This is a genomic window from Draconibacterium sediminis (genome assembly GCF_000949475.1).
GTDB classification, from domain to species: domain Bacteria; phylum Bacteroidota; class Bacteroidia; order Bacteroidales; family Prolixibacteraceae; genus Draconibacterium; species Draconibacterium sediminis.
On the sequence record NZ_JRHC01000003.1, the window covers coordinates 192836 to 213139 of the forward strand.

The following is a 20304-nucleotide window of genomic DNA, read 5'->3' on the forward strand; positions in this document are numbered from 1 at the left end:
ACTACTACCAGCCCGGGTTTTGCACCAGGTTCGGGTTTTTAACGATTTCCTCTTCGCGTATTGGCCACAAGTAGTCCTTAAAATCGTACGAAGGAGTAAAGATGGTTGTTACATTATAGAATCCAAGTCCGGCTCCGTTAATGTTCCATCCACGGATGGGCTGGTTCATATAGTTTTCTGCATCCTTCCATCTTCTTAAGTCCCAGAAACGCTGTCCTTCAAACGCCAGTTCTATTAGACGCTCCTGTTTAATGATCTCGCGCATTCCTTCCTTGGTGGTGGGCTTATCGGGTTGAGAGGAATAATTGGCCCAACTTTCAACAACACCGTCAAGTCCGGCTCTTTCTCTTACCATATCAATGTATTCATATACTTCAGCATCGGGTGTACTTTTTACTTCGTTTAATGCCTCTGCATATAACAGGAATACGTCGGCCAGACGGATAATAGGGAATGGATACTCGTAGTAGGCCAGCATGGTGTTGGTATTCAAGGCGCTATTTGGGTTAATAAGTTTTTTAACAAAATAACCTGTTGCCGAAAACTCTCCCTGGTTACGTTTGGTAGCCAGTTCACCTTGTCGGGTTTGCACGTAATAGTAGGTCGGATCCATGAAATACGTTCCGCGATCGAATGCAATGCTGGCGTAAAAACGTGCTTCGCGATCGAAGTGCAGTACTGCTGTTTGCTCGCCCGATCGAATAAAATCACTCTCTTCGGTTACAGCGGTTCTTAGCTCATAGCGGTTCACATAGTTAAAATCAACATCTTCATCAATCGGTACTCCGTTTTTGGTATAAAACAACTCTGCCATGCGCAGGGTTGAAGCATAAAACTGGCTAACAGGGTTGGATGAAGTAACCTGAATCATCAGTGGTACACACATACGCTGGTAGCCTTGAGTGAATCTGAAATCGGTTGAACCCCACAACAATTCTGTGCTGTTACGATCGGTGAAAATCGAACGTATAACACATTCCCGTTCCAATTCGGGAGAGATATCGGATTTTGTACGGTACTCGGTTACCAAACTGTGGTTGGCAGCCATAGCAGTGTCGATAGCAGCTTTGGCAGCATCGGCGGCTAGTTGCCATTTAGCAGGGTCGTAGGATTGGTTAAAAAGGCTTATACCTCTGTTGTCGACTACCGAAGCATAATCGGTATTCCCGTTAAAAAGCGGACTGGCTGCTGTAGCCAATACACGTGCTTTCATGGCCAGTGCGATTGGCTGTGTAATACGTCCCAGTTCAATAGCTTCTGATGAAAGGCGAAGGGGAAGATCAGGAGTAGCTTCGTCAATCAGTTCAACAATATAGCTAACTACATCGTCAACCGGGTCGCGATAAACCTGTACATCTTCGGTGTTGGTATAGATCGGTAGGTTTTCCCGAATGATCGGAATAGGACCATAGGATTTAAACAACCAAAAATGATAATAGGCTTTCAGAAACTTAACTTCGGCAATCCAACGTGCTTTCTCCGTACCGGTAAGGTCAGGTGCATTGTCTATCTCTTCAAGAAAGATGTTGCAGTCGCGAATGGCAATGTACATGCTTTTACCACGCATGCGTCCATCCCAGAAATTGAGGTGAGGATCATTTGTATTTTGTAAACCACGGGCAATTAGTGCCGAGTTAAAATTACTACCAACAATTTCTTCGTTGAACCAAACTTCGTCGCCTGAACCAATACCTGAATTGATCCACGGATCGCCAAAGTTGGGCAGGTAGCTGTAACAGGTAGCCAGAAATTTTTCAGCCGATGCCTTGTCAACAAAAGCATCGTCGATGGTGGCTACGTTATCGGGTACTACATCAAGATAATCACACGAAAATGCTGTGAATAATATCAGTAGAACTGTTATACTGTGTTTTATATTCTTCATATCCATAATCTTTTAATGTTTAAAACGATACCTGAACTCCGATGTTAACTACACGCTGAACCGGATAGCCCAGTCCGTTTCCACCCATTTCAGGATCCCAAAGTTTAAACTTGCTAAAAGTAAGCAGGTTGGTTCCACTTAAATAGATTCGACAATTGTCCAGTCCAATTTTCTGATAAACACGGGTTGGTATGGTATACCCAAATTCCGCTGATTTTAAACGCAGGAATGATCCGTTTTGCATAAACCAGGTATTTCTTGCAGTGTTGTTTGGTTCGGCTGAATCAGATAAACGTGGCCAAAGTGCATATACATCCTGGTTGGCTTCCGACCAGTGACTGTCGGCATATGCCTGCAATAAAGCGTTATTCTTTTCGAAATCTCCGAATGGATCATTTCTCCAGGTATGATTGATAAATGGCGCTGTGGCATTTGCATCAATCCAGAATGATGAACGGGCTGATCCCTGGAAGAATAGCGAAGCATCGAATCCTTTCCAGCCAGCTGAAACACCAAAACCATAAATAATTTCGGGGGTGGTTGGGTATCCAATCGGAACCTCGTCCAAAGTAGTGATTTTGTCATCGCCATTTATATCGCGATATTTAATGTCACCACCTCTAACTACACCACCACCAAATGTTTGTTCGGGCGAGTTCAGCACTTCCCAGTCGTCAACAAACAAGCGCTCGGCAATATATCCCCACTGCTGATCGATAGGCTGACCAACTCTCGATTTCCATGGAGTTGCACTGTAATCGGGTTCTTCCACCTTCTCGAAAACACCACGGGCATAGGTGAAGTTACCACGTCCGGTTAACCATATTCCATTGTCGAATATTTGGTTGTAGTCCAGTGATATATCAATACCTTTACTCGATGCTTCTCCCACATTGGCTTTTGTATTGGCTTGCAATCCAAAAGTTGAGAATGCCAGACGATCCATTAGGATATTAGTCCGGTATTCACTAAAGATATCAGCCTGAATTTCTAAATTATCCCACAATCCAAGTTCGATACCAATGTTGGTTTTTGTAGCTGTTTCCCAGGTAATTTGGTCGTTGGCATAGCGCGAAATTGAAACTCCGTTGATGGTATAATTTGAGTTGGTTCCCCAACTGTATTGCCGGTCGCCCTCATCATTAAGGTTTACATTTGAAAGGTAGAAAAAGCGGTCATTAACATCACCAATCTGATCATTACCAACCAAACCGTATGTGGCCTTTAATTTAAGTTTTGTGATTGTTCCACTTAATCCCTGCATAAAGTTTTCCTTCGATACATACCACGCGGCACCTGCTGAAGGGAAGAAACCAAATCGCTCCTCTTTCGAGAAACGTTCAGTACCGTTGTAACCAAAGTTAAACTCTGCAAAGTATCTTGTGTCGTAAGAATATGTAAAACGACCCGACAATCCTAAGTTACGGCTTGGAAGCGATGCCTGAAGTGTACCTTCGTTGCCTGTAAGTGACTGCCTCATAATACCAACCAAAAGGCCGCTTACACCGTGTTTTTCATTGTATGTTTGATCGTAACTTACTGCAGCTTCTGAGTAAAAGGAAGAAGATACATACTTGGCACCTTCCTGGTAGTCAAGTGATGTGCGCCCTTCATTTGCGTTAAGAACCGTTAGTTCATATGCTTCACTACGCGGATCATAATCCGTAACAGTATAATAAAATGGATTGTAGGATCTGATCACATCAAAATATGCATTTCTTGTTGTATTTCCCAGAAAGCGTGCACGAAGTCCGTCGGTAATGAAAGACAAATCCTGTTTTAATTCGAACTGTGCCAGCATCAACGATTCGCTATACTCTTTATAACCTCTTACCAATTCGGCGTAAGGGTTAATGTAGTTGGCATTTCCGTAGTTACCAAACAAAATGTGTTGTGTATTGGCGTGCGCTGCATCGGGTGCGTAAACCGCCGGGAAATAAGCCGGATTTGAGCGCATGATTGCTTTATACATTTCCTGACCACCCTGGATCGGTCCGCGGTAATCGTCGAAGGTTCCGTGAACACGAACTACAGCTTCGGTTGTGTTGGTTACGTTGATATTAATGTTTGAACGGATCAGGTAGCGTTTCAGGTCAATATTACTGTTGAACGAGTTGTCTCCACTTACGTTCAGAATACCATTGTCTTTTGAAACCGAACCTGCGATGTAGTAACGTGCTACTTTACCGCCACCCGACATGTTCAGATTCAAGCGCTGGTTCATGGCGTAATCTTTTAATAATTCATTCTGCCAGTTGGTTTGAGGAAATACATTCGGATTTTTACCTGCAATAGTATTGTCGATTTTACTTTGCGAGTAAGGCAGGAATCCCAGCGGATCACGTGTTCTTACCGCTTCGTTATGAAGTTTCATGTATGTTATGGGGTCGGCAAGGTCCAGATTCTGAGTGGGCTGAGATATTGAGTTCTCGAAGCGGATACTCACTTTAGCCGCTCCCTCACGACCTTCTTTTGTGGTTACCAGGATAACACCGTTTGCTCCACGTGCACCGTAAAGCGCTGTTGCCGTGGCATCTTTCATAATCGAGAAAGCGGCAATATCATCCGGATGCAGACGGGATAAGTCTGTAGCTGAAAGTTCTATACCATCAATAAGAATAAGCGGATCTTTTTTGTAACCAAAAGTTGTTACACCGCGGATGAAAAACTGTGCGTTGTCCTGTCCGGGCTCACCACTTCGCTGGTAAGAAATAACACCTGACATACGACCAGCCAGAGCTGTTGTAAGGTTACTGGCCGGTACCCGCAGTTCATCGGGACGAACCGTTTCGATCGAAGCAAGTACGCTTTCCTTTTTTTGCTTGGCATAAGCCACAACAGTAACGTCTTCCAACTCCTCTGTTTTTTCTGAAAGTACTATGTCGATTTTGGTTTGGTTGCCCACATCAATTACCTGTGTTTCCAAACCAATAAACGAGAATACCAGTTTGTCGCTTGGAGAAGCTTCAATAGAGAAGGTTCCGTCAACGTCAGTAATTACACCACGGGTGGTACCTAAAATGGTAATAGTAGCACCCGGAAGAGGTACACCTTCTGTATCAACAATGGTTCCGGTTACTTTCTTGTCCTGAGGTGCTTCTGCCTTTTTTTCAGCATCAAGTTCAGCTTCGGTCTTTTTTCTGATAATTACAGTTTTATCATCTACTTCGTAGGTAAATCCTTGCGGGACAAGATATTTGTCCATGATCTTTTCCACCGAAGTTTCCTTTTCGTTTACTGTAATTTCTGAGAGGCCCTCAAAAATATCGGAACGATACAGAAAAGTGAATTCACTTTGTTCTTCCAATTCATTTAATACTTCGGTAATTGTAGCATTCTTTGCTCTCAGGGATAGTTTTGTTGCCTGCGAATAAACGCTGGCGGTAGTTTGAAGGACACTGAGCAAAATAAATAGTGCCGTAAATTTCATAAGTAAAATACATCTTAACACCCCGGACCGGGATGTCTGATTTTTCTTTTTTTTCATAAGTTTGTAAAATATTAGTTCAACATAGTTTTGATAACTGTGTTCGCGGGAAGTGTTGGTCGCGCTTCCCGTACTTTTTTTCAGGACTTCACCCCTGATTAGTCAACGTAAATTATTTGGTCATAGGCATAAAATGTTATTTCGTTTGTCTTTCCTAATTGATTTAATATTAGCTGTATATTATCGTAACGCTTTAAATTGCCATTAAAGGTGAGATTTTTGACAGTCTTGTTTTTAAACTTAAAGTCAACATCGTACCAGCGTGCCAATATTTGGGTAATTTCTTCCAAAGGCATGTTCCGGAAATAAAAGCGACCATCTTTCCATGCCGTAAATTCCTTAATATCCACTTTCTTCTGTTCGAATTCCGCCGACTCTTTTTTGTAGATGCTCTGGTAGCCAGGTTTTAATAGTTGTTCAGCGGCATCTTTTTTATCACTCGATACGGTAACTTTCCCGCTCACCAAAGTGGTAGCAATATAGTCGTCGTTTTTATAAGATTTTACGTTGAAAGACGTACCATATACCTTTACCTGGTGCTCTGCCGACGTTACAACGAACGGTCGCAGAGAGTCGGTTTTTACATGAAAGAAAGCTTCCCCGATGAGCTCAACATTCCGTTTCCCTTTCTCGAAAACAACCGGATACCGGAGTATTGATTCTGAATTAATTTTTACTTCGGTACCATCCGAGAGAACAAGATCGTATTCGCCACCACGGGGTACAATAAGTGTGTTATACTGAATCTCTTTTGCCCGTTTTGGCGCTTTCTCTTTTTCGTTCTTTTTATAATTCAGTTCACTATTGCTGTTTTCAATCGTTACTTCAGCCTCTTTGATGAGGGTGTCTTTTTTCGATTCCAGCTCCAGTTTTTGCCCGCTGTTAAGCACAAGGGTTGCTTTTTTTACACCCGGCTCAATCTGGATGTTTTCAGCACTAATAATCTTGTTTGCTTTTTCGATGTGTAACTTGTAGCCGGAGTAAACACCAACAATAAGCAATATACTTGCAGCCACACCTATTTTCCAGAAGTGGCGTTTTGGATGTTTGGGGGTTAGCCGAATATTTTGCCAGGCAATATCAGAGTTACTGATATTTGAATCAGTGTGGGGGATTTGTGGTTGCTTTTCTTTTAGTTTTTCAAAATGTTGGAGGTGTTTTATGTCTGCATCAAGCCAATCATTTAGCTCTTTCTCTTCGGAAGTCGACAATGAGGCGTTAAAAAATTTCCAGATTATTGAATAATCTATGTCTTTCTTCATTAATTAGAAATTAAACTTTAATGTAAGGCACATGCCAAAAGCAAAAGGTTTATTTTTTAACGAAAAAAATTAAAATAAAAAAATGAATGAAGTGGCCATTTCAAGAATCTGGCGTATTGAATTGCGCCCTTTATGCAGTTGAACCTTAATGGTATTCTCGCTTAGCGACATCTCGTTAGCGATTTCTTTAATCGATTGTTCTTCGAAATATTTTTTGCAAAAAATGAGATACATTTGTTTGGGTAACTTTAACAGAGCCTGTTTTATACTTTCAATCAATTCCTCATCATCTATCCATTTATCATCAGCTGTTTCCAAAATAGCTTCAAGATATTGTAACTCGTATTTATCCTTGATTTTTAAAGCACGAAGCTGATTCAGGCTGCTGTTTTTTACGGACTGGTACAAATAGGCTTTAACGGATGATTTTATTTGAATGGACGAAGAGTTTTCCCATAAATAAATGAATGTTCCCTGTACAACATCTTCTGCGGCTTTATAATCCAATAGAAAATGGTTGGCAAATTTTACTAATGAATCGTATTGTTCATGAAAAACGCTTTCAAAAACAGAGGAGTTACCTTTTCTTATTTCTTTAAGAATAAGTTTATCGTTTAGCACCTAAATGTCTGATTATAGTTAGTTCTGTCCCGCAATAATTTAACCGCATTTTACGGTTATTGATGAGGCAAGATATAAAAAAAATAGGAAACGCAAAGGCAAATAAGATAGAAAGGTATTCTGTTTTTGTGATTCAAATGGCACGACTTCTTTAACTTGCAGTTAAACTGCAAAATGCATACTCGCTTGTATAAAAATATGCAAGAGCGAAGTATGCAGTACTTAATAAAAGTGCTCTGTCGTTCATGTTTAGTCTTTAAAAAAAGTGTCGTCATCATCGTCATCATCGTCCAGCTCAATTCCTTCCGGATCGCTTTCTTCTTCCGGCTTTTCCGTTTCATTCATCTGGTGTAATTCCTTTAGCTCTGCATTAAACTTCAGCATTTGTTTGTACTCGCGTTTTACCTTCCACAGTTGCGGATAAAAATAAAATGCAGAGATCAAATAACCCAAAAAAATGCAGCTCAGTAGAATCAGCACCAACGGAGCATCTTTTATTTCCCAGAACAATATATTAAGGGTGATGTCCATGGCATTTTGAAGGGTGAAAATTACCAGTAAAACGGCCAGAATCAATAGAATTACAATGATAAACTGCATAATTGATGGTTTTCAAGTATCAATTCCGAAATTATAAAAAAAGGATAACAGATTCACTATTATCCTTTTAACGTATATTTTTCAATATGATTGTGCGTGCAGCTTACAATCAAGTGTTTTGCTGGTTGCTTATTTTACTCCGGTAAACAGGCGTTTAAAACGAATGTTTGCCGGGAAACTTTTGTCTTTATCCAACGATAGCCATATAAATTTGGCTTTTCCAACTACATGGTCTTCCGGCACAAAACCCCAGTAACGCGAGTCGGCCGAGTTGTGGCGGTTGTCACCCATCATCCAGTAGTAGTCCATTTTAAACGTGTAGGATGTGGCTACTTCACCGTTAATTTTTATCTGATCGCCATCAACTTCCAAATCGTTTGCTTCGTAAATATCGATTATCCTTTCGTAAAGCGGCAGATTATCAATGGTAAGGTCGATTGTTTCGCCTTTTGCCGGAACGGTTAACGGCCCAAAGTTGTCAACATTCCATGGGAAGCGGCTGTCGCTTGGGAAAATAGCCCGTTCCCAGTCGCCTGGTTCTTCCAATATTTTTTCAACAGAAGTAACATTGGCAAATTCTTTAATTTTTCCGGCAGCTTCCTCGGTTAACGGTAATAAATATTGTTTGCTTGAAAAAGAGTTGCGGTCAGCTGCCGAAATGTTCAAACGGTCGAGCGCTTTCGGATTTATTGCCGTTCCGTTGGTTTCAACCAGGTAGTTGTACTGAACGCCGTCGAATTTTTTCTGCTCTTCGCCGTTTACATACAACTGACTCATTTTAATTTCGATTTTATCGCCCGGGATCCCAACACAACGTTTAATGTAGTTTTCGCGTTTATCAACCGGCCTTGAAATAATTTCGCCAAAATTTCTTTTGTCGCTCCAAACCCGGCTTCTACCATAATCTCTTATCATTTGGTAATAACTCTGGGTAGGCGCACCCAAGGCTACGGTATCGCCTTCGGGGAAATGGAAAACAACCACGTCGTTATTCTTTACTTCGGTAAAACCTGCCAGTCGTTTGTATGGTCTCTGAATGGCTTCAGAGTATGATTTCCCGCCAACAACCGGCATGGTATTGTGCACAAACGGAAACGACAGCGGCGTGTTTGGCGTTTTTGGCCCGTAAGCCGTTTTGCTTACAAAAAGGTAATCGCCCACCAACATCGATTTTTCCATCGACGAAGTAGGAATGGTGTATGCTTCAATAAAAAACATACGAATAAAAGTAGCGGCAATTACCGCGAAAATTATCGCATCGACCCATTCAACAACTTTGGTTTGTTTCCCGTTGGGAGGGTTTTTCTTTTTCCAAAAGGCCCAGTGTACTTTTTCAGTAATGTAAATGTCGAAAATTATGGCCAGTCCCAGAAACCAAAGGTAGCTTCCCAGCCAGATTACCCAAAGCGAGTAAAGTATTCCTACAGTGATGAATTTAAACCACTTATTTGTTAGGATCGAACGTATCATTAATTCTAATTTTATAATTTTAGTAAGTCTTTCATTGTTAAAATGCCTTTGTTATCAAGGCAATATTCGGCTGCAAGCACAGCGCCTGATGCAAATCCGGTGCGACTTTTTGCACTATGTGTAATTTCAATAAAGTCGATTTCCGATTCGTATTTTACGGTGTGAATACCGGGCACTTGTCCAACGCGCTCCGATTTAATATTCATTTCATTGTCGGCAGGCGTTTTGTCGTTTACCCAGGCATTTTTTTCCGGAAGGTTTTCAATAATGTCTTCGGCCAGGCTAATTGCAGTTCCACTTGGTGCATCCAGTTTTTTGGTGTGATGAACTTCAGTCATTTCAACACCATACTCAGCACGCGGAGCCATCAGTTCGGCCAGTTTTTTATTTAGCTCGAAAAACAGGTTTACACCCACCGAAAAGTTACTTCCATAAAAAAATGTACCATCTGTTTCGGCACATTTACTATATACTTCGTCTTTTTTATCGAGCCAGCCGGTTGTTCCGCTAACTACGGGAATACCCGCCTCGAAACACAATTTATAATTATTTACTGCCGATGCAGGAATGGTAAATTCAATGGCAACATCGCATTTTTTGAGATTCTCTACCGTAAGGTCGTTTTGATTATCGAGATCGATGGTAAGGCCGATTTCGTGACCGCGTGACACCGCGATTTTTTCAATTTCCTTTCCCATTCTCCCGTAGCCAATTAGTGCAATTCTCATTATTTTGCTGATTATCTGTTTTTAGAATAAGCCACAAATATAAAACAATACTCAAATGTAGCCATAGTTGTTTTGCACTTAAAATTATTTCGATGAACACAAGCGGGAAAGGGGTGAACAGGATTAACGGAAATTTAAAGCCACAAATATTCAGCTAATTGATTTTTGCCTAATTTTATCGTGATAATAGAAGGAGATGAAGAACATAAAACTGGTTGCAACCGATTTGGATGGTACTTTTCTGAAAAACGACCGTAGCGTTAGTCAGGCAAACATTGATGCTTTGCACAAACTGGGCGAGAAACAGATCGTTCGGGTTGCAGCAACGGGTCGGAATTTGCAGAAAGTAAAAGATGTGTTGCAGCCCGATCTGCCTTTCGATTATGTGGTGTTTTCATCAGGGGCAGGAGTGTACAACTGGCAAAAAAAAGAACTTATTGCCAACCAGAATATAAAAGTATCATCGGCACAAAAACTGCTTACTCATTTCGTTCAGCAAGATGTAAATTTTCACGCTTTTTACCCGGTTCCCGATAATCACAAGCATTACTACTACCGCGGAAAGGACGATTGCGAGGAGTTTGAACGGTACTTTAAATTTAATGTAGCGCATGCCGAACCGTTGAACACCGACGAGTTACCAAATGGTGAATTGTGCCAGTTCCTGATCATTATAAAACAGAACGAAGAGCGGTTTAACCGCCTGAAAACAGAGATTGAAGCTTTGTGTCCCGAGATCAGGGTGATCCGGGCATCGTCGCCAATTACACCGGGATATATCTGGATTGAGGTCTTTCATCATTCCGTGTCGAAAGGAAACGGCGTGAACGAAATATGTAAACGACTGGGAATCTCGAAAGACGAAACCATGGGACTGGGGAACGATTACAACGATTTTGATTTGCTGGAATTTACCATGCATTCGTTTTTAACCGACAATTCGCCACATGAAATAAAGAATAAATATCCGATTATCCCAAGCAATGAAAATGATGCTTTTGCGTTTTCGGTACAATCGTTATTGACTTAAAATTTACCAAATATCAATTCGATTACCCCATCCCTAAAGGGAGCGAATTGATTGTCTCTGCTCCCTTTAGGGGCGGGGTATTCAGTGATAATCAATTGTGAAATAATACCGAAGTAAATTTTAATTTATTATTTAGCCAAAGTAAACGAGAGTATTGTTATTGACTTAAATCTCTCTTATTCATTCCGAAAATACGATCCTGTGAAAGTTTGTGGTTTTACCTTTATCCGAAATGCCGAAAAGTATGATTTCCCAATAATTGAAGCTATAACTTCGGTTTTGCCCATTTGTGATCATTTTGTGGTTGCCGTTGGACAATCGGAAGACAACACCCGAAAAATTATAGAAGAAATCGATCCGGAAAAGATAAGTGTTGTGGATACGGTTTGGGATGATTCATTGCGCGAAGGCGGCGTTGTTTATGCCGACGAAACCAATAAAGCGCTCGATGCTATTCCCGATGAATACGACTGGTGTTTTTACATTCAGGGCGATGAGGTGCTGCACGAGAGATACTTGCCGGTAATTCAAAAGGCTATGGAATCCAACCTTGAACGAAGAGAGGTGGAAGGGCTGTTATTTAGCTATCGTCATTTTTACGGTACTTACGATTATGTGGGCGATTGCAGGCACTGGTACCGCAATGAGATTCGGGTGATTCGGAATGATAAATCCATACGATCGTATAAAGATGCACAGGGATTTCGGAAAAAAGGGGAGAAGTTAAATGTGGTTCCGGTTGAGGCTGAAATTTACCATTATGGTTGGGTACGCCACCCCAAATTTATGCAGGAGAAGGTTGATTCGGTAAAAGCCTTTTATGACGGAATTTCGGAAGAGGAGGCGAAAAAGAAAGCATCGGAACAGGAGTTTAATTATGGTGCAGAATACGATGCGCTAACACGCTTTGATGGTACGCACCCAAAGGTGATGCAGAACCGGATAAAACGATTGAACTGGGATGTTAACGTAGATACCGATAAAATTCAAATGAAATTGAAGTATCGCTTATTATACCGAATCGAGAAAATATTCGGTGTGCGCTTGTTTGAATACCGGAATTATAAGTTGCTGAAATAATAATTATCTAAACAACTCGCGTGCTTCCTCCAGTTGTGCAGGTTTGCCAACATCCATCCACAATTCAGAGGTATCAAAGTAACCTCTTATATTTTTGGTTTTTGCCAGTTCGAGGTATACCTGAACGATTGAAAAACGATCTTCGTCGGGCATAAAATCAAAAATCTGCGGCTCTACAATATGAATGCCGCTAAAAGCCATCTCGGTAGCTTCCCGGAAGTTCTCAGGCCGGGAAATTTTTGTTTCGCCCGTTTTTTTATTGATCCAACCCACGAGGTTGTGCTCCGCATCGAACTTAAAGTAACGTTGTGTTTCACGCTGCCGAACCACCAGGGAGGCAATGGCATTTGATTGGGTATGCTGCGCCAATACATCGTGCAAATTAATGTTGCTCAGAATATCAACATTGTAAATAAGTATCGGCTCGCCGGGTGCGAAAAGGTGAGATGCAAATTTTAGTCCGCCACCTGTTTCCAGCAGTTTGTCGCTTTCGTCGGAGATAAGTACCGGAATACTCCAGCTCTTGCTATGAATAAAATCAATTACCTGAGGTGCAAAATGATGAACGTTAACTACTATTCTTGTGGCTCCTTCAGCACTCAGTTTCTCAATGGCATGCTGCAGCAAGGGTTTACCGCCAACTTCAACCAGTGCTTTTGGTTTATCGGCCGTTTCGTCTTTTAATCGGGTGCCCAACCCGGCGGCGAATAACATTGCTTGCATAGTTCAATTTTTAGGATTTGAATTTCGAATGATGATTAACGAATTATGATTGCAGAAGTATCAACCGCTGTGTTGATCGCAATTTTAGCACATCATCAATCACAAATCGTTAATCGACATTCTCCATTCAGTTTTTATCTTATCCGATCAAGACTTCTTACCAAAGCTTCGTCTTTACCAATGGCGCGAATAGCCAGCCAATCCAAAATAACACAAACAAGCGGCAGGGCAACGGCAACTTTAAAGGCCACTTTTACTTCCTCGAAACTGGCGTAAGTAAAATAAAAGAACAGTCCGAAAAGCCCCAGCATCAGGATTATTGTAAATGCTAGAATGCGGATTTGAAGTATACGTTTTTTATATAAAAACAGCGCCACCAAATGAAGCACGGCAATAATGCCAATCAGTATCATTAGTGGCAAACCGCTAAAAAGCAGTTCTTCGTCTTTGAAAATTCCAAAAGCATTAAAAATATGCAGCTGATCGTTAACGATGATGTCTGCAAATTTTTGTAGGTATAACGAACCGATTAACATACCGGCCGCCAGCATAAACAAGGTCTGAATTCTTTGAATCATTGTCGTAAATTTTTAGCAAAAATAGCCAATCAAAATATTTCTCAAAACCAAATCGGCTGTGCGTGGCTAAAAATCATCAGGAAAGCTTAATTTTGATAGGAAAAAACTATGATAGCAGGTAAACAATAAAAAAACTGCATTGTTTCTTGAATATCATATTAAAGTTAATTAAAAATCAACTATGGATAAATTTTCGTCTGTGGGAAACCAGGAAATCGAGGCGATTGAAAACCTATACCAGTCTTATCTTGAAGACCCGGAATCGGTAGATAAGAGTTGGCAACAGTTTTTTTCGGGTTTTGAACTGGCCCGAAAACAATACCCTGAGAAACCGTCGGGCATTAAACCCGACAATATCGATAAAGAATTTGCCATTTTAAATCTCATTCATGGCTATCGTCAGCGTGGACACCTTTTCACCAAAACCAACCCTGTTCGTGCACGTCGTAAGTATTCACCAACGCTTGATATCGAGAATTTCGGACTGGAAAAGGCTGATCTGGAAAAAACATTTCAGGCCGGTAACGAAATCGGAATCGGTGCCGCAAAACTAAAAGACATTATTGCGCATCTGGAGGCCACTTATTGCCGGTCGATTGGTGTCGAATATGTTTACATGCGGCATCCTGAGGTGGTGCAGTGGTTGCGCGAGCGAATGGAAAGTACCCAAAACTCGGAGGAGTACACCGATGAAAAGCGAAAGCACTTTTTCTATCATTTGAAGCTGGCGGTAGGGTTCGAAAATTTTATCCATAAAAAGTTTGTCGGGCAAAAGCGTTTTTCGCTGGAAGGAGCCGAGGCAATAATTCCGGCACTCGATGCCGTTATTGAACGCGGCGCCGAACTGGGAATGGAAGAATTTATTATGGGAATGGCGCACCGCGGACGTTTGAACATTTTGGCAAACATCCTGGAAAAACCTTATCAGAATATTTTTAAAGAGTTTTACGGAACCGAATACGAAGACGATATTGCGCAGGGCGATGTAAAATATCACCTGGGGTATGAAAATGAGGTGGAAACCGATTTTGGTAAAAAAGTAAAACTGAAACTGGTTCCCAATCCATCGCATTTGGAAACGGTTGCGCCGATTGTTGAAGGAATGGTTCGCGCTCAGATTGAGTACGAATACCAGCGCGATTACAGCAAGGCAGCGGCTATTGTTATTCATGGCGATGCGGCCATTGCAACACAGGGTGTGGTTTACGAAACCATACAAATGTCGCAGTTGCCGGGTTATAAAACAGGCGGAACAATTCACCTGGTCATTAATAACCAGGTTGGATTTACAACGCCATACCTCGAGGCACGTTCGAGTACCTATTGTACCGACGTGGCCAAAGTAACGCGTTCACCCGTTTTTCATGTAAATGGCGACGATGTAGAGGCCCTGGTTTGGACCATCAAACTGGCTATGGAATTCCGTCAGAAGTTTCATTCTGATGTGTTTATCGATATTTTATGTTACCGCAAATACGGACACAACGAAGGCGATGAGCCGCGTTTTACACAACCTATGTTGTACAAGGCCATCTCAAAACATAAAAATCCGCGCGATATTTATGCCGACCGATTGAATGAACTGGGAATTATGACCCACGAAGAATCGAGGAAGAAGGTTCGCGAGTTCGACCAGTTTTTGGAAGGCAAATACAAGGAGTCGGAGAAAATTGAAAAGTTAAAGATCCGCAAATTCCTTGTAAAAGATTTCGAGAATTACGAGCTGCCATCGAAAGCCAACTTTAATGAGCCGGTTGAGACAGGTGTTGGAGAAGATGCAATTAGAAATGTGGCAGAAAAGATTTATACTTTACCCAAAGATCTTCCATTCTTCAAAAAGGTAAACCGAATTATTTCCGACCGGAAAATGATGGTTCACGATAACCGTTTGGATTGGGCGATGGGAGAGTTGCTGGCTTACGGAACACTGGTTGCCGAAGGTCATCCGGTGCGTTTAAGCGGGCAGGATACCGAGCGCGGAACCTTTGCTCACCGTCATGCAGCTTTTGTTATCGACGGCACGGAAGATAAATATTTCCCCTTGAAGCATGTCTCCGAAAATCAGGCGCGTTTTAAAGTGTACAATTCGCCGCTGTCGGAATATGCCGTAATGGGATTCGAATACGGTTATGCTTTGTCGGAACCCAACGGACTAACCATTTGGGAAGCCCAGTTTGGCGATTTCCATAACGTGGCACAGGTGATAATCGATCAGTACATTACTTCAGCTTTCGAGAAATGGGGATTGATGAATAACCTGACCCTGTTGTTGCCTCATGGTTTTGAGGGGCAGGGACCGGAACACTCGTCGGCACGATTGGAGCGTTTTCTTGAGCTTTCGGCAAACAACAATATTCAGGTGGTAATGCCAACCACTCCGGCCAATATGTTCCACTTGTTGCGCCGCCAGGTGAAAATGAAAATGCGCCTGCCGTTGGTGGTGTTTACGCCAAAGAGTTTGTTGCGTCACCCGATGGTACATTCAACCATTGAAGAGTTGGCAGAAGGACATTTTAAAGAAATTATCGACGATCCGGTTGCAGAACCAGATTTGGTGGAGAAGGTAGTGTTTGTTACCGGTCGTTTGTATTACGATCTGGCAAAATACAAAACCGAACACGGCATTTCGAATACGGCAGTTGTGCGTTTGGAGCAAATTTACCCGATTCCGAATAAGCAGATCAATGAAATACTGAGTAAATATTCAAAATCCACCGAGTTGATTTGGGCACAGGACGAACCTGAAAATATGGGAGCTTGGCCGTTTATCAACCGCAAATTAGATTGCCTGGGCTTTAAAGTTGTTGCCCGCCCTGAAAGCGCCAGCCCTGCGGTTGGACTGATGGAAAAACACAAAAAAGGCCTCGACCAGATTTTGGAGACAGTGTTTAAACAAAAAGAAGTTGTAGCTTCATAAAAAACCAAAATATGATTATTGAAATCAAAGTTCCCAGTCCGGGAGAATCTATAACCGAAGTTGAAATTGGCAGTTGGCTTGTTCAAGACGGAGCCTTGGTTGCCAAAGACCAGGAAATAGCCGAAGTGGAATCGGACAAAGCCACACTGACCATTGTTGCCAGCGAAGGCGGTAAAATTGCCATTAAAGCCGAAGAAGGAGAAGCTGTTGAAGTTGGGGCAGTGGTTTGTACGATTGATACGAGCGTGGAAGCACCGGCAGCTGAAAGTGGACAGTCTCAGTCTCAGTCGACAGATAAGGAACCTGCATCTAACATGAAGGATCAAGGTTCCAGTAACGAGAATCAAGAATCGAGAATCAAGGATCCAGAATCCAGCAGCGAACATGATAAGGTGAAAGTAACATCGGTAGCTAAGGAAATGATGAAAGAGCATGGCCTGTCGGTTGACGATGTGATTAACGGCCTGAAACGTCTGGGCAAAAAAGAAGTGGAAGCTGTGGTAAATGCGCCGCAAACAGCTGCTGCCGCCATTCCGCAAAAAGAGGCAACACGCGACGAAGAGCGTGAGCGTATGTCGAGCCTGCGACGTAAGTTGAGTGCACGCCTTGTTTCGGTGAAAAACGAAACGGCAATGCTCACCACTTTCAACGAGATCGACATGAGCTTCGTAATGGATATGCGCAAAAAGTATCAGCAGAAATTTGTGGATACCCACGGATTAAAACTGGGCTTTATGTCGTTTTTTACCAAAGCGGTTGCTACGGCTATGGATTTCCATCCGATGGTGAATGCACAAATCGATGGCGAAGAAATTGTAATGCCCAAGTTTGTTGATGTGGGTATTGCGGTATCAACACCAAAAGGATTGATGGTGCCCATTGTGCGCAATGCCGAAAGTAAAACGATTCCGGCAATTGAGCTTGAAATAAAGGAACTGGCCGAAAAGGCACGAAATAAAAAAATTACGGTTGAAGAATTAACCGGAGGAACATTTACCATAACCAATGGTGGTGTTTTCGGGTCCTTGCTATCAACGCCGATTATTAACCCGCCGCAATCGGGTATTCTGGGCATGCACAATATTGTTGAGCGCCCGGTGGCTGTAAACGGCCAGGTGGTAATTCGCCCGATGATGTATGTGGCGCTGTCGTACGATCACCGTATTATCGATGGTAAAGATTCGGTAGGTTTCCTGGTGAAACTGAAAGAACTGCTTGAAAATCCGGAGCGCTTACTAACCGGAGGAAAAGATGCCGGTGAACTGATGCTGGGGATATAATCGCAGTTTGCAGTCTCAGTTGACAGAAAGGATGCCATCCGTATAAGTTGAAAGACTTTGGGATGGCATCCTTTTCATGTTACAAGTTTCAAGTTTCAAGTTTCAAGTGAGCCGCTCCTAATGACCAATGACCGGTGACCAATGACCAGTGACCAGTGACGAATGCCCAATAAAATAAAAGATCCGATCCGTTTAATTTTTAACAATACGGATCGGATCTTTCTAAAAACAGCTAACTGCGACTGCTAACTGAAAACTAATTCTGAGGAGGGAAACCACCCTGGCCGCGTCTTTGGCGTCTTTCTTCCTGCATCACCTGGTATTGTTCCCATTGCTGTTCCGAAAGAACTTCTTTCATTTTCTTATCTTGCTCTTTGCGAACTTCCTGCATTTTCTCGCGCATCCCTTCAAAACCGGCACCGCTGTTTTGCATTTCTTCGCGCATGGCAGCCATATTCTCAAAATTCTCTTCCATAATTTCGCGGATTTTCTCTTCCTGATCGTCGCTTAAATCAAGGTTTTCGTCCATTTCTTCAATCTGTCGATCAACCATCGCCTGCGGATCAAAATTACCGGGTCCCATTCCGCCACCGTTGCCAAAGGGTAGTCGTTGCGAATTATTTCCCCCGTTGTTGCACGAAATAACCAGTGCACTTACCAGCACCATTACTAAAAATACTGTTCGTTTCATTTCAAATTTGTTTTTTGTTGATAAAGTTCAGCTGCTTTAGATAAAAACCAAAAGCAAAAGTTTAATGGCATAGCTGTTTTTATTGCGAAACAGGCCTTGTTAGTTGCGCCACAGGTACCTTCCCGAAACAAGAAACCTGCGTTGAGGAAGCTTTGGGAGTATTCCCAAAGCAGGAAACACGCGGTAGGGAACCTTTGGGAGTACTCCCAAAGCAAATTCTTTACAAAAAATCTGTTATTTTTTAAGAATTAAAACCAAAGTTGCCGAATACATTGAACTTTACGCTGCGCAAAATAAAAACTACCCCCCGCTGGCGCGATTTGTAATCCGTGCCTCTGCCAACTAGGCTAAAAAGGTTCTGATTGCACAACGGAACCAGCGGGCAATCTATTTTCTTCAGACAGATTCGCAGCTCTTAACATGACTTATCTTAATTGTTCAAAAAATCTCCCAATTTCTATCCGATATCATCAAAAGGCTGAATTAAAATGTATTAACTTTGCGCTTTCATTAAATTAATTCAGTTACAAGATGAAGAGAGATACTTTGGTTTTTGATATTATCAGGAAGGAACACGAACGTCAGTTGGGCGGTATTGAGCTGATTGCTTCAGAGAACTTTGTAAGTGAGCAGGTTATGGAGGCAATGGGTTCGGTAATGACCAACAAGTACGCTGAAGGTTATCCGGGAAAAAGATATTATGGTGGTTGTCAGTTTGTTGACATGACCGAGCAATTGGCCATCGACCGTATTAAAGAATTGTACGGTGCTGAGTGGGCCAATGTTCAGCCGCACTCGGGCGCACAGGCAAATGCCGCAGTGTTGAGTGTTATTCTTAAGCCGGGCGATACCTTCCTCGGACTCGACCTTTCGCATGGTGGTCACCTTTCGCATGGTTCGCATGTAAACTCCTCGGGTATTCTTTACAATCCGATTGCCTACAAGGTAAAAGAAGATACCGGACGTGTGGATTACGATGAGATGGAGGCGCTGGCCATCGAGCATAAACCAAAGTTGATCATCGGTGGTGCATCGGCATACAGCCGCGAGTGGGACTACAAACGCATGCGCGAAATTGCTGATAAAGTAGGTGCATTGTTTATGGTTGATATGGCTCACCCTGCAGGTTTAATTGCAGCCGGTTTGCTTGATAATCCTGTAAAATATGCTCACGTTGTAACTTCGACAACACATAAAACACTACGCGGACCTCGCGGGGGTATCATCCTGATAGGTGAAGATTTTGAAAATCCTTGGGGCATTACAACGCCAAAAGGTGTGGTTCGTACCATGTCGTCATTGTTGGATTCTGCTGTTTTCCCTGGTCAGCAAGGTGGACCGCTTGAGCACGTAATTGCTGCAAAAGCTGTTGCATTTGGCGAGGCTCTGGAACCGGAGTACAAAGAATACCAGGCACAGGTGCAAAAGAATGCTGCTGTTATGGCACAGGCTTTTGTTGATTTGGGTTACAAAGTAATTTCGGGCGGTACTGATAACCACTCGATGTTGATCGATCTGCGTACAAAATACCCTGAGATCACCGGTAAAGTGGTAGAAAATACCATTGTAAATGCGGAGATTACCATTAACAAAAATATGGTTCCTTTTGATAGCCGTTCTCCTTTCCAGACTTCAGGTTTGCGTGTAGGTACACCGGCTATTACAACCCGTGGTGTAAAAGAAGATCTGATGCCTGAGATCGTTCAACTGATCGACGATTCGATTGCAAACATTCACGACGAGGCATACATTAAAGCAGTTGGCGAAAAAGTTCACCAGTTAATGAAGGACTTCCCGCTGTTTGCCTACTAGTATTGAACTTACAAGTTAAAGCATATAAAGCCCGGAATTATTTTCGGGCTTTTTTCATTTTAAAGGGGTGAATTGGTTAAGTTGTGAGTAATGCGTTAAGAAAAACAAAAGTGCATTGTAACTTTACGAAAATGAAATTG

At 42.3% G+C, this 20304-nt stretch carries 15 protein-coding genes; 5 read left to right on the forward strand and 10 right to left on the reverse strand.

Translation table 11 applies throughout. The features are described from left to right. Nucleotides 1-4: 4 nt before the first annotated feature. The 7 genes from LH29_RS13315 to dapB form a co-directional block, all read right to left on the reverse strand. Nucleotides 5-1885, reverse strand: a complete 1881-nt coding sequence (locus tag LH29_RS13315; RefSeq protein WP_045031032.1) for a RagB/SusD family nutrient uptake outer membrane protein — start codon at nucleotides 1883-1885, stop codon at nucleotides 5-7. Nucleotides 1886-1904: 19 nt separating this feature from the next. Beyond that, complete coding sequence (locus tag LH29_RS13320) at nucleotides 1905-5315, reverse strand: TonB-dependent receptor (protein WP_157493691.1); 3411 nt, start codon at nucleotides 5313-5315, stop codon at nucleotides 1905-1907. Nucleotides 5316-5470: 155 nt separating this feature from the next. Beyond that, entirely contained in the window at nucleotides 5471-6634 is a 1164-nt protein-coding gene (locus LH29_RS13325; protein ID WP_045030610.1) for a FecR family protein, read from the reverse strand. 69 nt (nucleotides 6635-6703) lie between these two features. Continuing rightward, nucleotides 6704-7255 (reverse strand): RNA polymerase sigma factor, encoded by a 552-nt coding sequence (locus LH29_RS13330; RefSeq protein WP_045030612.1) that lies wholly within the window; start codon nucleotides 7253-7255, stop codon nucleotides 6704-6706. 249 nt (nucleotides 7256-7504) lie between these two features. Then, complete coding sequence (locus LH29_RS13335; RefSeq protein WP_045030615.1) at nucleotides 7505-7855, reverse strand: LapA family protein; 351 nt, start codon at nucleotides 7853-7855, stop codon at nucleotides 7505-7507. Nucleotides 7856-7984: 129 nt separating this feature from the next. After that, a complete protein-coding gene (lepB, locus tag LH29_RS13340; protein WP_045030617.1) occupies nucleotides 7985-9325 on the reverse strand; it encodes a signal peptidase I in 1341 nt (446 codons plus the stop codon). 11 nt (nucleotides 9326-9336) lie between these two features. After that, nucleotides 9337-10053 (reverse strand): 4-hydroxy-tetrahydrodipicolinate reductase, encoded by a 717-nt coding sequence (gene dapB, locus LH29_RS13345; RefSeq protein ID WP_045030619.1) that lies wholly within the window; start codon nucleotides 10051-10053, stop codon nucleotides 9337-9339. Between the two features lie 196 nt (nucleotides 10054-10249). Here dapB and LH29_RS13350 point away from each other — a divergent pair, with 196 nt between their 5' ends. Then, complete coding sequence (locus LH29_RS13350) at nucleotides 10250-11083, forward strand: HAD-IIB family hydrolase (protein WP_045030621.1); 834 nt, start codon at nucleotides 10250-10252, stop codon at nucleotides 11081-11083. Nucleotides 11084-11284: 201 nt separating this feature from the next. After that, on the forward strand, nucleotides 11285-12163 hold the full coding sequence (locus tag LH29_RS13355; protein WP_045030622.1) for a glycosyltransferase family protein: 879 nt from the start codon (nucleotides 11285-11287) through the stop codon (nucleotides 12161-12163). A gap of 3 nt (nucleotides 12164-12166) precedes the next feature. On the opposite strand, the gene LH29_RS13360 is transcribed toward LH29_RS13355, so the two are convergent. Together LH29_RS13360 and LH29_RS13365 are read right to left on the reverse strand one after the other, a co-directional pair. Then, nucleotides 12167-12886 (reverse strand): nucleotidyltransferase family protein, encoded by a 720-nt coding sequence (locus LH29_RS13360; RefSeq protein WP_045030623.1) that lies wholly within the window; start codon nucleotides 12884-12886, stop codon nucleotides 12167-12169. Nucleotides 12887-13020: 134 nt separating this feature from the next. After that, nucleotides 13021-13464: a DUF4293 domain-containing protein gene (locus LH29_RS13365; protein ID WP_045030624.1), complete on the reverse strand. Its 444-nt coding sequence runs from the start codon at nucleotides 13462-13464 to the stop codon at nucleotides 13021-13023. Nucleotides 13465-13645: 181 nt separating this feature from the next. On the opposite strand from LH29_RS13365, the gene LH29_RS13370 reads away from it, so the two are divergent. Continuing rightward, nucleotides 13646-16381, forward strand: a complete 2736-nt coding sequence (locus LH29_RS13370; RefSeq protein ID WP_045030625.1) for a 2-oxoglutarate dehydrogenase E1 component — start codon at nucleotides 13646-13648, stop codon at nucleotides 16379-16381. Nucleotides 16382-16392: 11 nt separating this feature from the next. Beyond that, the gene (gene odhB, locus LH29_RS13375; protein ID WP_045030627.1) at nucleotides 16393-17661 is read left to right on the forward strand and encodes a 2-oxoglutarate dehydrogenase complex dihydrolipoyllysine-residue succinyltransferase; all 1269 of its coding nucleotides are present in this window, start codon (nucleotides 16393-16395) and stop codon (nucleotides 17659-17661) included. Between the two features lie 256 nt (nucleotides 17662-17917). On the opposite strand, the gene LH29_RS13380 is transcribed toward odhB, so the two are convergent. Continuing rightward, complete coding sequence (locus LH29_RS13380) at nucleotides 17918-18352, reverse strand: hypothetical protein (protein WP_157493692.1); 435 nt, start codon at nucleotides 18350-18352, stop codon at nucleotides 17918-17920. Between the two features lie 531 nt (nucleotides 18353-18883). On the opposite strand from LH29_RS13380, the gene glyA reads away from it, so the two are divergent. Further along, the gene (gene glyA, locus LH29_RS13385) at nucleotides 18884-20164 is read left to right on the forward strand and encodes a serine hydroxymethyltransferase (RefSeq protein ID WP_045030630.1); all 1281 of its coding nucleotides are present in this window, start codon (nucleotides 18884-18886) and stop codon (nucleotides 20162-20164) included. Nucleotides 20165-20304: the final 140 nt, after the last annotated feature.

What these genes read in the sequence shown, in the direction of transcription:
- odhB (WP_045030627.1), top strand. Translation starts at nt 16,393, where the DNA reads ATGATTATTGAAATCAAAGTTCCCAGTCCGGGAGAATCTATAACCGAA.
- dapB (WP_045030619.1), bottom strand. Translation starts at nt 10,053, where the DNA reads ATGAGAATTGCACTAATTGGCTACGGGAGAATGGGAAAGGAAATTGAA.
- LH29_RS13350 (WP_045030621.1), top strand. Translation starts at nt 10,250, where the DNA reads ATGAAGAACATAAAACTGGTTGCAACCGATTTGGATGGTACTTTTCTG.
- LH29_RS13380 (WP_157493692.1), bottom strand. Translation starts at nt 18,352, where the DNA reads ATGAAACGAACAGTATTTTTAGTAATGGTGCTGGTAAGTGCACTGGTT.
- LH29_RS13365 (WP_045030624.1), bottom strand. Translation starts at nt 13,464, where the DNA reads ATGATTCAAAGAATTCAGACCTTGTTTATGCTGGCGGCCGGTATGTTA.
- lepB (WP_045030617.1), bottom strand. Translation starts at nt 9,325, where the DNA reads ATGATACGTTCGATCCTAACAAATAAGTGGTTTAAATTCATCACTGTA.
- glyA (WP_045030630.1), top strand. Translation starts at nt 18,884, where the DNA reads ATGAAGAGAGATACTTTGGTTTTTGATATTATCAGGAAGGAACACGAA.
- LH29_RS13325 (WP_045030610.1), bottom strand. Translation starts at nt 6,634, where the DNA reads ATGAAGAAAGACATAGATTATTCAATAATCTGGAAATTTTTTAACGCC.
- LH29_RS13320 (WP_157493691.1), bottom strand. Translation starts at nt 5,315, where the DNA reads ATGAAATTTACGGCACTATTTATTTTGCTCAGTGTCCTTCAAACTACC.
- LH29_RS13360 (WP_045030623.1), bottom strand. Translation starts at nt 12,886, where the DNA reads ATGCAAGCAATGTTATTCGCCGCCGGGTTGGGCACCCGATTAAAAGAC.
- LH29_RS13315 (WP_045031032.1), bottom strand. Translation starts at nt 1,885, where the DNA reads ATGAAGAATATAAAACACAGTATAACAGTTCTACTGATATTATTCACA.
- LH29_RS13370 (WP_045030625.1), top strand. Translation starts at nt 13,646, where the DNA reads ATGGATAAATTTTCGTCTGTGGGAAACCAGGAAATCGAGGCGATTGAA.
- LH29_RS13335 (WP_045030615.1), bottom strand. Translation starts at nt 7,855, where the DNA reads ATGCAGTTTATCATTGTAATTCTATTGATTCTGGCCGTTTTACTGGTA.